Annotated in this window: 12 protein-coding genes; 2 read left to right on the forward strand and 10 right to left on the reverse strand. The window is 57.5% G+C overall.

Annotated features, from left to right (window positions below; translation table 11 throughout):
- Positions 1-2: 2 nt before the first annotated feature.
- Entirely contained in the window at positions 3-311 is a 309-nt protein-coding gene (locus J2R76_RS31625) for a tyrosine-type recombinase/integrase (RefSeq protein ID WP_141342787.1), read from the reverse strand.
- 790 nt (positions 312-1,101) lie between these two features.
- Entirely contained in the window at positions 1,102-1,377 is a 276-nt protein-coding gene (locus tag J2R76_RS31630) for a hypothetical protein (protein WP_141342788.1), read from the reverse strand.
- Between the two features lie 449 nt (positions 1,378-1,826).
- Here J2R76_RS31630 and J2R76_RS31635 point away from each other — a divergent pair, with 449 nt between their 5' ends.
- Complete coding sequence (locus tag J2R76_RS31635) at positions 1,827-3,236, forward strand: hypothetical protein (RefSeq protein ID WP_253625313.1); 1,410 nt, start codon at positions 1,827-1,829, stop codon at positions 3,234-3,236.
- A 1,567-nt stretch (positions 3,237-4,803) separates the two neighbouring features.
- Here the strand turns inward: J2R76_RS31635 and J2R76_RS31640 are convergent.
- The 7 genes from J2R76_RS31640 to ectA form a co-directional block, all read right to left on the reverse strand.
- A complete protein-coding gene (locus tag J2R76_RS31640; RefSeq protein WP_199805256.1) occupies positions 4,804-6,120 on the reverse strand; it encodes an MFS transporter in 1,317 nt (438 codons plus the stop codon).
- The gene (locus tag J2R76_RS31645) at positions 6,117-7,367 is read right to left on the reverse strand and encodes an MFS transporter (protein ID WP_141342790.1); all 1,251 of its coding nucleotides are present in this window, start codon (positions 7,365-7,367) and stop codon (positions 6,117-6,119) included. Before J2R76_RS31645 ends, J2R76_RS31640 begins: the two co-directional genes overlap by 4 nt.
- Before the next feature lie 20 nt (positions 7,368-7,387).
- Positions 7,388-7,840, reverse strand: a complete 453-nt coding sequence (locus tag J2R76_RS31650; RefSeq protein ID WP_057017674.1) for a hypothetical protein — start codon at positions 7,838-7,840, stop codon at positions 7,388-7,390.
- Positions 7,837-8,715 (reverse strand): ectoine hydroxylase, encoded by an 879-nt coding sequence (gene thpD / locus J2R76_RS31655; RefSeq protein WP_283812345.1) that lies wholly within the window; start codon positions 8,713-8,715, stop codon positions 7,837-7,839. The genes J2R76_RS31650 and thpD overlap by 4 nt, the downstream gene beginning before the upstream one ends.
- A gap of 65 nt (positions 8,716-8,780) precedes the next feature.
- On the reverse strand, positions 8,781-9,194 hold the full coding sequence (locus J2R76_RS31660; protein WP_076827282.1) for an ectoine synthase: 414 nt from the start codon (positions 9,192-9,194) through the stop codon (positions 8,781-8,783).
- 15 nt (positions 9,195-9,209) lie between these two features.
- Positions 9,210-10,538 (reverse strand): diaminobutyrate--2-oxoglutarate transaminase, encoded by a 1,329-nt coding sequence (gene ectB, locus J2R76_RS31665; protein ID WP_057017677.1) that lies wholly within the window; start codon positions 10,536-10,538, stop codon positions 9,210-9,212.
- A gap of 4 nt (positions 10,539-10,542) precedes the next feature.
- Complete coding sequence (ectA, locus tag J2R76_RS31670; protein ID WP_225160841.1) at positions 10,543-11,088, reverse strand: diaminobutyrate acetyltransferase; 546 nt, start codon at positions 11,086-11,088, stop codon at positions 10,543-10,545.
- 250 nt (positions 11,089-11,338) lie between these two features.
- On the opposite strand from ectA, the gene J2R76_RS31675 reads away from it, so the two are divergent.
- Complete coding sequence (locus J2R76_RS31675; protein WP_057017678.1) at positions 11,339-11,827, forward strand: MarR family winged helix-turn-helix transcriptional regulator; 489 nt, start codon at positions 11,339-11,341, stop codon at positions 11,825-11,827.
- Positions 11,828-12,192: 365 nt separating this feature from the next.
- On the opposite strand, the gene J2R76_RS31680 is transcribed toward J2R76_RS31675, so the two are convergent.
- Positions 12,193-12,645 (reverse strand): hypothetical protein, encoded by a 453-nt coding sequence (locus J2R76_RS31680; protein ID WP_141342795.1) that lies wholly within the window; start codon positions 12,643-12,645, stop codon positions 12,193-12,195.
- Positions 12,646-13,284 lie beyond the last annotated feature (639 nt).

A 13,284-nucleotide genomic window follows, 5' to 3' on the forward strand; every position in this document is an offset into this window, starting at 1 on the left:
ACCTATGTACGCGATTTGCTCCCGAGTGGGTCGAACTTCGCGACCACCTCGCGCATCCGCTGCGAAATATCCGCGGTCTCGGTGTAGTACGCTGCCATCGCGAAGGTCCCTTGGCCGAGCCAACGACGAACTGTGTCGATGTCGTAACCGGCCTCGACAAGCAATTTGCCGACGGTGTGGCGCAACCCATGGAAGGTCAGGCCATCACCGATTTTGCCTTCCTGCCTCAATCTGGCCAACGCCTTGATGAAGCTCGAATTGAAGCCGCATTCCGTCCAAGGAGTGCCATTCGTCGTAGCCGCTAGGGTGATGGCGTCGTGCTGCGAGTAGCCGCAACCGTAAAAGCTCTACTAGCTGCGCAGCTTCGAGCAGTCCGCAGGCCGAGAGGTCGCTCGCTGTAGGTCCTGCCAGGCATGACTCCCATGACGATCCATGTAGCTGCGTGCTGCATGATCGCTGATGCCCTGCAGTGAAAATGCTTCCAATAGGTGCTCGAATAGCTGCGGAGTATCTTGATTTAGGATCGCGTCTCGCAGCCGATTAGATTTTGCGCCGATCAGATTTTCTACGCCAGCAAGGTGACAAACCGAATCTAGCAGTAATGCAGCGCGATCCAGGGCTAGGCGATTGGCACGTTACGAGGTCGGGGGGCCTTCTAGACTTGCCAGGCCGCTTGTAATTGGTCCGGCTTGCTCCCATCGCCCTAGGCTATGGCGTTTTTGGTTGTCCGTGGCGTTTGAGCGACTCGCCATCGAACTTCGGGCTGAGCGGTTAGGCCAAGCGTGAGCGAGGCCATGAAAGAGGCTGTCGCCTGCGGCCTCACGCTGGTGAGGCCCGATTAAATAAATCTGCGGCATCTCTGCATCCGACGTTGACCGGCCATGTTGCATCTAGAGTAGGACCATCGGATGGCGCGAAGAACTTGGCAAAAGGCTACACCACTAGAACACAAACCAAGCAACGCAGACCAGATCGCAGGAATCTCAGGACGGGGTGTGTACGGAGGTCTTGCATATGGGACATCTTGTCGCGGTTGCAAGTAGCTTTCGGATTGACAACTGGTTGTGTCGTAATGATCATAATCGACGCTCTACTTTAAGTTTAAGCGGTGGATGTGGAGGATAGGCCAATTATGAAAGGCGTATTCTTTATTTTGATTTTAGCCGCATCGTTGTCCTCGTCGCGAGCGGCAGAGCCCGTCAGATCGGCGGCGTTGATGTATTCCAAGCCTGAGGCTTTTAGCCCGCTCGTAAGGATTACAGAAATCTCTTGCACCTGCGGAACTACTACTAAGAAGTTCAATATCACGTGTACGCCGCCAAAGAATCCAACTTGCGTCTGCAGTATGCCTGGCAACAATCCCTCGGCAAAATGCATGTAGACGGATTGCGCGCTAGCACGTGACCGCTTTCGGAGTAACGGTCTCAGCGGGAGCTAAGCGTTCGAGCGACCCAAGGCTTTGCAACGTGCTCACTCCAGCCAGGGGCTCCCTCTGCGGGCAAGCAAAATCGATCTATGCCGAGCTTCTGTGATTCCTGAAAGTACTGCGGCATCACAGAGCCGCCACTGCTGAGCGCAAAGACAAGGTGAGGAAGATTTGGCTCGTTATTTTAGCGGCCTGTTGCTGCGAGCTCTGCTATGTGACGCAACAGAATGATCACAGAGGCACCACATACACTATTCTACTGCCGTGAGCAGTAGGACTGTTCGACGTAAAAGGCACGAAAGCAATTGATGGGAGAAGCGTACGAACAGATCTGCCGAGTGGTTTCGAATGTCCAGGAGCATCATCAGATTTCGCATTTATCATTAGACAGGGGCGGTTCATGAAAAAGATGCTTATGTCTCTAATCATTTGCTGTGCGACGTCAGTGACGGCGCACGGGCAAACTGCGGGTATGAGCGATATAACCGTACTTTCTGTTGACGTTGGGCGGTTTGAGTGGGGAAACAAGATTATCCATGTCTATGAAAACACCAGAAATCAATCGGTAGCGGCGACTGCAATCGAGAAGTGGCAGTTCGTCATAGAGCCATTGCTCAGTACGAGAAAGACGGCAAACGGAGAAATTGAATATCAAAAATTTCTCATGGATCCGTTAGTTGTTAAACACGGCAAGCATGAACATCTAAAGCGCCGAAATCGTGTTTTGGTGCCGCTTGACTTGATAACTAATGACGCGCGTGATCGCGCTCTTGATGCGATAACGTTTGTATACCCCAACTCAGTCAAGCCCCCGAAAGATTGCAGGCTAGGTCGCTCCAACGTAGATATTCTTCCACTTGTCGAAATCACGATATCCAGTAGTGATATCGAACGACCTGATGGCATGATGGCTCGCAACGTCGCGATTGCCGAAAAAACTCAATCGTTTCTTACAGCGCCGAAGCAGCTATTTCTCAAATTTGATGTGTGGGAGAAGGACAATAGTGGGGAGGAAGAGGTCTTGGACCGGTTTCTAAAATTCCTTCCATTCATGCAATTGGACGCAACGGTTTCGTTCAGTGTAAAGAGCACAAAGTTCAACATCGCGGCTATAGATATTGAGAAGCTAAAGAATACGAAACTTTGGATAGATTTGAACGGCTCTGGCGGGGTCGGGACGGTATCTCGTCATGACTTGAGAACGCTAGCTCAAGAGGCTGCCGTCAGTGTGCGAGGAACCTTTACAGTTGAGGATCCAGCAAGTTTCGATCAGTCTTTCATTCAAGGGCTGTTAAGTTCCGCTCGTGATGTTACCGCGGATGAGCGCTTCTTTCAGAGCGAGCAAGGAAAGAGTACCTATAACGCTGATGACTTGAAGCCTGACACCATCACCAAAGAATTGAACAAGGTTTGGACCAAAGATCAGGGAAAAGATGAGTGGACGCTCAACACGAGTTCCTCTGCTAACGCGAGCTTCTTGGACATTATTTCTGCTGGAGCCTCAGGGTCTCTTTCGACAAGCAAGCTAAAGGAGTGGCTCAAAGAACACAGCATTGAGAGTGATATCCAAGGAAACAAGATCATTGCGAAAAGCATCGCGCTCAAGCAGGTGAATCTTTCAGATTTCGCTTCACGGTTTAATTACGGAACAGAATATCGAAACGTTTCGGGTGCTAAGGCAAACCTCAGGACTGTAATTTTTGGACAGCCCCCGGCGCCAAATGCGAATCCTACTAGATTCCCTAGTTTGGCTGAACAGTGCGACAACAAGGATGGACTGAAATCTATGAGTTCCTTTTTCGCTCAATGAGAGCTCGGTCTGTTCCTGCTTAACAACGCGTCTCAATCGCTTGATGTTTGGTGCAGCGCATTGGCGAAAGGAAGATTGCAATGTACAGATTGATCACCTCCTTTTCCGTCGTATCTCTTCTCTTGGTGTCGATCCCCGTTCGGGCTCATGATGGCTGCGGCGTCAACAAGTGTTGCTGCAAATACGTCGGTACAGGGGGGCGCACTGAATACACGTGCACGACGGAATCGACGAATGACTGCTCTAATATCTACGGTGGTACATGTGGTAATATGGGAAAATGTTCCGCAGTACTTCGCAGGCCAAAACCGCAGACGAAGTAGATGCCGCGAGTGCAATGTAAGGCGATCTCCGTGATTCTCCACCGCCGTCAGTTCTAGAAATTCTTTGTGTGCTGCCAGGAAGGCAGTTCTCATAAGAACTGGCGATAAGCTAAGATCGCCAAGAGAACCTGTACACTCGGGTGTCTAAGTCTAAACCTTGAAACGCAGTCAGGTTGAAGGTGGCGAGTACATCCTATTTAAAAGTGGCCAGGCACCTTCGTGTTGAATGTGAATGTTCATCCAAGTTCGTTCAACTTTGAAGGTGTCGGATGTCGCGACCCAATGAAAGACCACCGCGCCCAAGCTTAGTCTCTCCAGTTTTTTCGGGATTATCTAGGTGCTGATCCACCGTCGCCGAAGGTTGTCAGTTAGGCCGACGTATAACATAGCAGCCCGGCGTATCCGGGACGAGCGTGGTGGGTTGAGGAGATAGGGCAATATTCATAGTTCAATCTGAGCAGCTGTGTTCGTAGAGACCTTGTGCAGGGCTTTCGACATTTCTTGCGACACAACGTTGATTGCACCTGCGTTTAAGAAGCTCGCTTGCTGCCCTTTGACCACCAATCAGGATGGCCCACGCCTACATAGTCGCCTTCGACGTTCTCAAAGCAGTCCCCAAGCAGCTTCTCGATGGTTGGGACCGTATAGCTGCCCCGATCAAAAAGCTTCATGAAAAACGGAATCGAAAACTTGCAGAAGAGCTCGACGCCATTGTACTTGTACAGGACAGAGGCATTACCATTATCCAGCTGCTACCGTAGTCAGCAATCGCTCCACGCAGGCGCTCGTCCCGGCGTAGCCCGGAGGGCGAAGCCGGTTGGTTCGATCCCGCCCCTGGGCACCACTCCTGAACAGATTTATGAAACCAAGGTTTGGGTTGACCCTTTCGGCCGAAAACGGACCGGATGCTGTCATTTGAGCCGACGGTCCTCCGACGCGATGATCGCGTCGACCACGCTTGCGGGATAGGCCTTCCGAGCAGCGACGTCGCCCGACACGAGTTGCTGACGCATCAGGCGGGTGAACCGATCGATAGCGATCGGGTCAATCTGGATGGGGGGTGCACTCGACTTCTTCGCATAATGGAGAGCCACAACGGCCCTACCCCGGCTTGCCATCAACGCGGCGATCCGGTTCTTGAGGGATCCGGATCCATCGGTACCATCGATAGCGCCGCTCTCAATGGCCGCATAAAGGCGCTCCAGCCGTTCCTCGGCCTCGGAAGCTTGGCGTGCTAGCTAGGCCTATCGCGCGAAAGGATCTTCATAAAGAGTCCGTCCAGCTGTCTCCGGCATGAAGCGCAGCGCGATCAGCCCAACAACGCATGTAGCCATCATGTAATAGGCCGGCATCAGCTCGTTCCCGGTAACAGAGATAAGGCCGCTGTTGATTGCCGGCGCCGTGCCGCCAAAAATGGATGTCGAAATGTTGTAAGCGCCGGCGAAGCCGGCGAAACGCACATGGGTGGGAAACATGGCCGGGAAGGTCGCCGAAATGGTCGCGAGTTGCGGTACGTAGAGCAGCCCGAGCAGAATGAAGCCGACACAGGCGCCGACGAGGCCCGTGCCCATGAGCATGTAGAGAGGGGCCACCAGCAGAAACAACCCGATCAGGGAGAAGCTCCACATCGGACGGCGCCCGATTCGGTCCGAGAGCCGGCCAGCAAATGGCAGGAACAGCATCATGAACAGCATGCCGAGGAGCGGCACCGCAAGCGCCTCATCCGGCGACAGGCCGATGCGGCTCTGAAGATAGGTTGGCATGTAGCTGAGCAGCGTATAATTGACGACATTGAGCGCAACCACCAGGCCGCCGACGACGAGCATAGGACGCCGGTGACGTGCCAGAAGGGCGATCAGGCCTGGTGAGGATCGTGCCTGGCTTGCGGTTTCGTGGGCACGGAAGACCGGCGTATCTTCCATTCTCGCGCGCAGATACGCGCCGACGAGGCCCATTGGCGCGGCGACCAGAAACGGAACGCGCCATCCCCAGTCGTGCATCGCCTGATCACCCAGAAAGAGCGAGAAGGATAACATCAGGAATGCGCCCAGCGAGAAGCCGGCCAGCGTTCCGAACTCCAGGAAACTCCCATAAAAGCCGCGTCGGTCATCGGGAGCGTACTCGGCCATGAACGTCGCGGCGCCGCCGTATTCGCCACCGGTCGAAAAGCCCTGTACGATGCGGAGAAGAACGAGCGACAGTGGCGCCCAGAAGCCGACGCTGTTGTAGGGGGGAATAAGCCCGACGCACAGCGTCGCGCCCGACATCAGCAGTATCGTTAGCGCCAACACGGATTTTCGGCCCACCCGGTCTCCCAGCGATCCCCAGAATATCCCGCCTAGCGGCCGTATGAGGAAGGAGATCGCGAACGTGGCCAACGCAAAAAGCACCGCTTCCCCGACGTCGCCGGGAAACAGTGCCGCGGAAATGTACGTCACGCCATACGCATAAATGCCGTAGTCGAACCATTCCGTCGCATTGCCGACGGCAGAGGCGGCAATCGCACGGCGCAACGTGGCGCGATCAGCAGTTGGATCAGGTGCGGAAACGGGGGCATTCACGATTGCTGTTCTCCGATCACCGCTGCGTCGGGCGTATTGGGGTCAAGCAGCGATGCAATCGGCGTCGTGCGTGGAAGAATCTGAAAGTCCTGCTGCTCGGGTGCAGGAACAGGCGGGGTTGCCGTCTGCCGCCACATGCCGAACGCGGCCGCGCCGCCGGCGCAAAGGGCGATGAAAAGGAAAAGCCCGCCGCTGCTCCAGCCTGTCATGAATATCGCTCCACCGATCGGCCCGAGCGCGGCGCCGACGGAATACAGCAGCACCAGCCGTCCACTTGCGGCGATACGTTGTGCGGCGTGCAGACGGTCGTTGCAATGGGCCACGCAGAGTGGATAGAGCGCAAAGCTGAGGCCACCAAACATTGTTCCGAGAATCAGCAGCCACGGGCCGACCGACGAGAGAAAGGAGATGACCAAGCTGATACACAGGGTTGCCGCGAAACTGAGCACGATGACCTGGCGACGATCATAGCGGTCGGAAATGCGTCCGAGCGGCCATTGCAGGATCACGCCGCCAAGAATCACGATCATCATGAAGTGGGCTGTCTGCGATAAATCGAACCCTAGGCGTCGAACCTGCACTGCGGCCAATCCGTAAAATGCCCCTAACATCAAGCCGGTCGTCATTACTCCGACAGCACCGAGGGGAGATGCGGCAAAGAGTGTTCGGGTTCCGAACGCCGCGGCTTCGGCAGGCGGCGGCGCCGAGTTGCGTGTGAGACAAAGTGGAATGATCGCGAGCGAGATTAGCATTGAGGCTAGTTGAAACGGAACAGCAGGCAAATCACCGCTGGCTCCTAGCAGCAACTGTCCCACCGCCTGTCCGCAATATAGTGCAACCATGTAGGCCGCTAGAATGCTGCCGCGCGAGGCCGCGTCAGCGCGTTCGTTTAGCCAGCTCTCGAGACAGACGAAGACGCCGGCGACGCAGAAGCCGTCGATCAGCCGCAGTCCCGACCAGAGCAGAGGGTGGATGATTTGCGCGTAGCCGAGCGTGCTCGCGGAGAGAAGCGCAACGAACGCCGCAAAGGCGCGGATATGTCCCACGCGCCGGACGATACGTCCCGAGCGCAGGGCTCCGACGACCAGCCCGGCAAAATAGGCGGTCGCCACCGCGCCGATCACGATCGTGCCCTGTCCCGCCCGCTCGAGCCGCAAACTCAGGAGCGTCGCCATAAACCCGCTTCCCGCCATGAGCATAAAGATGGCGAGCAGCAGGCTACGAACCGGGGAGATTGCCGCAAGCATGACGATTGCGACGCGCGCCGTCAGGCCGCGCGCCGGCCTTCCGCTTCCCCGTCGGCCTCCACCGGGACACGATGCAGAACCCTAGCGCTAGCATCGAAGTGGCAAACGGTCACGACGAACTGAACGTCAGCATTGCGAATCTGATGCCGCGTCGCAATCACGTCGATTCGTGCGTTATCGAGGGCTCGCAGCGCATCGAACACCAAGCCTGGCCAAGCGATGTCGCTGTCGGCCATCGCTTGACGCCATCCGTCCGCGCCGTCATCGGCAACAAAGCGTGCATAGATACCAGGCTCGTAGGTCTTCTTGTGCTCCAGCAGCAGGTCAGTCATCCCGGCATAGGCGGAGACGACAAAGGCGCGATTGTAAAGGTCCTCGCCCTTGCGCTCCGCGATCGGAACGTCGTCGAATAGCGTGCCAGTCGCGGCCATCGATGTGCCGCCGATCTTCTCGACACTATGAAAACCGCTCATGCGAGAGCATCCTCCATCAACGGGCCGTGCTGAGGCACGAGAGCTTTCGGGTCGCTGCGCGCGGCAACGAAGCTCGGCCGCGGTTTTTTGACGCCGAATGGCGCCTGCAGCCGGTTGCTCACGGCGTTATAGACGAAGAACGCGTTAGCGCGTGGAAATGGCGTGATGTTGCCGTTCGATCCGTGCATCGTGTTGCAATCGAAGATCACCACCGTGCCCGCCTTACCGGTCGGCGCCACGATGCCGTGGCGGTGCGCCAACTCGGTCAGACTTTGCCGGTCGGGCACGCCATACTCCTGCTTCTTCAGTGACGTGCGATAGTGGTCTTCCGGCGTCGCCCCAATACAGGTCAGGAAGACGCGGTGCGATCCGGGCATCAGCATCAGGGGGCCATTGTCCGGCGTATTTTCCGCCAGCAGGACTGACATGGAGAGTGCTCGCATGCGCGGCATGCCGTCTTCCACGTGCCAAGTCTCGAAGTCGGAGTGCCAGTAGAACTCCTTGCCTTCGAAGCCGGGCTTGTAGTTCAGGCGTGACTGATGGATGTAGACCTTGTCGTTCAGCAGGAACTGAGCGATGCCTGACAAGCGTGCGTCGGCGGCGAGGCGCCCGATCACTCTACTCTGAGAGTGGATCTCGAAGACCGAACGGATTTCTTGGCTGTCCGGCTCGGCGATGATCGTTTCCGGATTGAGGCCGTTAGGGCTCGATAGCAGTTTCTTTGCCTGCGTCTGCAGGTGGTCGACTTCCTCGGGAGAGAGGACATCCTTGAGCACGAGGAAGCCATCGCGATCGAACTGCTCGGCCTGCTGCCGCGTTAGCGGTGCGCTCTCGCTCCAGTCGCTATGAATAACGGGATCGAGACGCGGAAGCATCTGGGCCTCCGAGGTGAGACGGGATGGGTAAATGTCTGTCAATGCCTTTCCCTCTTTCAGTTGTTTCAGGAGTTAACGGCCGCCTCGCGCGGCGCTTCGACATCAGTCGGATAGGCACCAGTCTCATCGTGCACTTCCTGGCCGGTGACCGGCGGGTTGAACACGCAGGCCGTCAGGAGGTCAGTGTCCGGGCGAACGATATGCTGGTCGTTCTTGTTGAGTGCGTACATGATGCCCGGTGCGAGCTTGTGCGTTTCGCCGGTCCCGAGGTCTTCGATGGTCCCGGTTCCCTTCAGTATGAAAACCGCCTCGAGATGGTTCTGGTAGTGCATCTTGAGTTCTTCGCCCGCGTACATCGTCGTAATGTGGAAAGAGAAGCCCATGCCGTCGCTCTTGAGCAGAAGGCGGGCACTGTCCCAGCCCTTCGATTTGACGAGACGATCGGTCTTTTGAATGTCGCGGAGTTGACGAACGATCATTGTTCTTTCCTTTCGTTATTCGGCTGCAATGCCGTAGCTGCCGGTCCGCACCGCGCGGACCGACTCCTCGATGATGTCGAGGCCGGCCGAGAGAGCGGCGTCGTCGATAATGAGAGGTGCAAGCACCTTGACGATTTCGTCGTGTGCGCCGCTCGTTTCGATGATGAGTCCGGCGGCAAAACAGGCGCTGGTGATGGCATCGGCAGTTTCACCGGACCCGACGTCGATGCCGCGCATCATGCCGCGGCCGCGTGTCGAAAGGCCGAATCCAGAAGCGATGGCATCCAGGCGTCGTGCGAGCAATCGTCCCTTGCGCTGGACGTCCTGCTCGAACTCGTCATCCTTCCAGAAGTTCCGCAGAGACGCGGTGGCCGTGATGAAGGCGTGATTGTTGCCCCGGAACGTGCCGTTGTGTTCGCCGGGCAACCATTGATCCAACTCGGGTCGGAACAGTGTCAGCGCGAAGGGAAGCCCCATGCCGGACAGCGATTTTGCCATGGTGACGATGTCGGGCGTAAAACCCATGCCTTCAAAGCTGAAAAACGGACCGGTGCGTCCGCATCCGGCTTGAATATCGTCGACGATAAGGAGTGCGCCGTGGCGTTTTGCGATATCGGCGATTGCACGCAGCCAATCCGGCGATGCGGTGTTGAGACCGCCTTCGCCCTGAACCGTCTCGACTAGAATCGCGGCCGGCGCATCGAGCCCGCTGGAAGGGTCGGACAGCCGCCGTTCCAGCAGCGCGGCGGTGTCGAGATCCGGGCCGTGATAGCCATCGTAAGGCTCGTGGCTGACATGGCTGAGTGGTACGCCCGCGCCGGTGCGCTTGGCGGCATTGCCGGTGCAGGCCAGCGCACCGAGGGTCATGCCGTGGAAACCGTTCGTGAAAGCGATCACCAGTCCACGGCCGGTCACCTTGCGGGCCAGTTTGATGGCGGCCTCGACCGCGTTAGTGCCGGTCGGTCCGGTGAACATCACGCGGTAGTCCAGCCCGCGTGACTTCAGAATCAGCGACTCGAATGTTTCGAGGAACTCCGCCTTGGCGTCGGTATGCAGGTCAAGCCCGTGCGTGATGCCGTCAGTCGAGATGTAGTCGATCAGCGCTTGCTTCAGCGCGGGATGATTGTGTCCGTAATTAAGCGTCGAGCATCCCGACAGGAAGTCCAGATAGCGTCCGCCCTGATTATCATACATCCAGACATTGTCAGCTCGGCTGAACTGGCGCGGCATGGTGCGCGCATAGCTCCGCACGACCGACTCCCGGCGTTCGTAAATGGATCGGTCCGGGATATGGCTGGTCGGCTTGGGTCGTGTATGGCGAGCAAGTGTGGTTGTTGTGGTCATGTCGTCAGTTCTCCTGATCTCTGGCTCCGGGCTGTCGGTTTGGCAGGGGGCCAATGCGGGCCAACCACTCTGTGGCGTGCTTACCGGCGAAATGCGCGTCGCACTCGAACATCACACTGCGGATCAGCGGAGCGCCCCACGCGCGGGCCAGTCCGTTGAACAATGCCCAGGATGGAGCGTTGTCGTCGGTCACTGTGGTGAGGAGATACTTGGCACTTTCGGCGGAAGGGCGATCCAGCAGCGCGTTGATCATGCGCTGAGCAAGGCCTTTGCCGCGCGCCGCCTTCGCGACCGCGACCTGCCAGACGAAGAAGCTGTTCGGTTCCGAAGGCGGGCGATAACCTGAAACCCATCCTAGAATTTGCGCGTGACGTTCCGCAACGAGGCAGGAGTCCGTGAAGTGCGTGCACTGGAGGAGGTTGCAATAGGCGGAATTGGAGTCCAGTGGCGCGCAGGCTGCGACCAGGCGGGTAACCGCGGGGCCGTCAGCGGGCGACGGCTTTCTCAACTGGAACGCTTCGTTGACATCCGGAGCAGCGTCGAAAGCCACTGGCGAGGATCCACCGAAAGCGTCGACCCGAGGGCCGGCTATTGCTTCAGATTTCGAATTAATCGCTTCATTCTCCGAAATATATAGCGCTTTACCTTATAGGAAAATAAGTGGCGAAATCTTGAAAATTGGCTTGAGATCTCACATCAAAAGCTTCGTAGATATTTCGTTATCCGAATAAAATTTGAAGGGGTGACTTGGAACCGGTTACGATTCGCCTCGGCGCGGCCGTAGCTATAAGAAAAGCCACATGAAATCAGAGATCGCCTCACTGACGCTGCGCGCCCTGCGAAGAGTGCTGCGGGCAACTGAGATCGGTAGTCGCCAGCTGGCCATTGCGACCGGCCTTACGACATCGCAATGGCTCGTGTTGCGAGAGATCGACGCGCGCGAGAAAACCACACCGGGGGTCATTGCGCAGGCGCTTCAGTTCGGTCAGGCAACGATCACGACGATCGTCGATCGGCTTGTGGCGCTCGATCTAGTGCAGCGCCAGCGTAACGCAAACGACAAGCGCCAGTTCCTTCTGACGGCGACGCCGGCAGGCAGGGACATCGTGGCCAACGCACCCGACTTGCTTCACCTGACGTTTACAGATCGCTTCGTCCAGTTGCCGCAATGGGAGCAGGCCATGATCCTTGCTGCAGTAGAGCGGCTGGCCATGCTGATGGACGCGCACAACATCGATGCCGCGCCATTGCTGGACAGCGGGGCCATCGATCGATCCCAACCCAGATAGGTCGATTGCCTCGACTGCGTGGACGGCTCGACAGAGCCGGATCTTCCCGCGCAGGTTAGTGGCCGACATATCATCAGAAGCCGACGTCGGATCGGATGATTGCGGAGTCGGACGAGCAGCTCGGGCCGCATCGAAACCTGCACTGAATGTCGGTATCGGTGGGCTGCGCATCCAGCAATCGCTCCGCCGCAGGCGCTCGTTCCGGCGCAGCGTGGAGGGCGAAGCCGGATATTGTCGTCGATCCGACTAGGCAGCTCGGGCGCATACGATCCTTCAGCCGCGCAGGCGCTGTCGACGCGACCGGCAGGACTGGAGCAGGCGGCCCATGCAGGCCGCCTGTAGATTAGTCTGAGAGCAGAAGAGCCCTATTGGCAGGGGTGCTGGAGTCCGTCGGATCCCTTGAAAAAGGTGCCGGGCCTGCAGACGATGCCGTTGTGCGACGCGTAACTGTTCCAGTCGCCGTTCCACGCATAGTAGTCGCCATACGCGGCGGGCCGATCGTAGGTGCCGTATGCGGCGTAGGAATTGCGCCAGCCGTCGAAGGGAGCGGTCGCGATCGCCGCGGCGGTTCCGACGGCAGCGCCGGCCACGCCGGCAGCGGCCCCCACCGGCCCCACGGGTTCGCGATAGGCGGCTCGCCGCTGATAATAGCCTCTCCTGCTGTCGTACGGGCTCCCGGCTCCTCGGTTGAGGCAGTTGGCGCTGGCGAATTGAGATGAACAGGCGGCCGGGTTGGAGAAGACCGCTTGCGCCGATGCGGGGCTCGAAACTGCCGACGCCACTATCACAGCCGCGCCAAGAACTCTTAGACTCATCATGGCTTGCTCCCTGGATTTGGTTTGCTGCGACACTTACGAAGCTTGGCATGACTGAATGCCAAGTCCGCAAGTTCCCGTTTTCTCGCACCTAACCAAATGCAACCTCCGGAAGTGGTTCCTGTGCATCTCGTGCGCGGCATCAAATCGACGTGACTTGCCAATCGATCTGGAATGCGACTTCAGCAGAAGCGGCATGGATGCGGCAGGGAGTCGCGGCGTAGCAAGGATGCTGCGATCAATGCCCAAACGATGGGACGGCAATTCCATTCGTCCGACGAATCCGGACAGAGGCGAGAATGCAAATTGATGAAAGGTTGCGTGATCGCGGAACTGCCCGATGACCGCGTCAAGTTGCGTCGGACGTGCGCGAGAGAGCACGACGGTTGGCACGAACTGCACAAGTTGTGTGATGCGAAAGCATCAACTGCCAACAAACGGCAGCACGCGTTTCGGATCGCCACATTCGAGTTGATCTTCGTCCTGATAGTCGGATGATGATTTGCGATCTTGAATTGTAGCCGCTCCTGCATTTTGCACCGCGACCAAGCAACCCGTCCTTTTCAATTTGACGTTGTTGAGAACGACAGGTTTGGAAGGCGGCGCAAATGAAGTGCTTTACCGGCTCGACTCTCCTTGGAT

This window comes from Bradyrhizobium sp. USDA 4532 (genome assembly GCF_024171315.1).
In the GTDB taxonomy this organism is placed as follows: Bacteria; Pseudomonadota; Alphaproteobacteria; order Rhizobiales; family Xanthobacteraceae; genus Bradyrhizobium; species Bradyrhizobium australafricanum.

What these genes read in the sequence shown, in the direction of transcription:
- J2R76_RS31630 (WP_141342788.1), bottom strand. Translation starts at nt 1,377, where the DNA reads ATGCATTTTGCCGAGGGATTGTTGCCAGGCATACTGCAGACGCAAGTT.
- J2R76_RS31635 (WP_253625313.1), top strand. Translation starts at nt 1,827, where the DNA reads ATGAAAAAGATGCTTATGTCTCTAATCATTTGCTGTGCGACGTCAGTG.
- J2R76_RS31645 (WP_141342790.1), bottom strand. Translation starts at nt 7,367, where the DNA reads ATGCTTGCGGCAATCTCCCCGGTTCGTAGCCTGCTGCTCGCCATCTTT.
- J2R76_RS31650 (WP_057017674.1), bottom strand. Translation starts at nt 7,840, where the DNA reads ATGAGCGGTTTTCATAGTGTCGAGAAGATCGGCGGCACATCGATGGCC.
- thpD (WP_283812345.1), bottom strand. Translation starts at nt 8,715, where the DNA reads ATGCTTCCGCGTCTCGATCCCGTTATTCATAGCGACTGGAGCGAGAGC.
- J2R76_RS31660 (WP_076827282.1), bottom strand. Translation starts at nt 9,194, where the DNA reads ATGATCGTTCGTCAACTCCGCGACATTCAAAAGACCGATCGTCTCGTC.
- ectB (WP_057017677.1), bottom strand. Translation starts at nt 10,538, where the DNA reads ATGACCACAACAACCACACTTGCTCGCCATACACGACCCAAGCCGACC.
- J2R76_RS31675 (WP_057017678.1), top strand. Translation starts at nt 11,339, where the DNA reads ATGAAATCAGAGATCGCCTCACTGACGCTGCGCGCCCTGCGAAGAGTG.
- J2R76_RS31680 (WP_141342795.1), bottom strand. Translation starts at nt 12,645, where the DNA reads ATGATGAGTCTAAGAGTTCTTGGCGCGGCTGTGATAGTGGCGTCGGCA.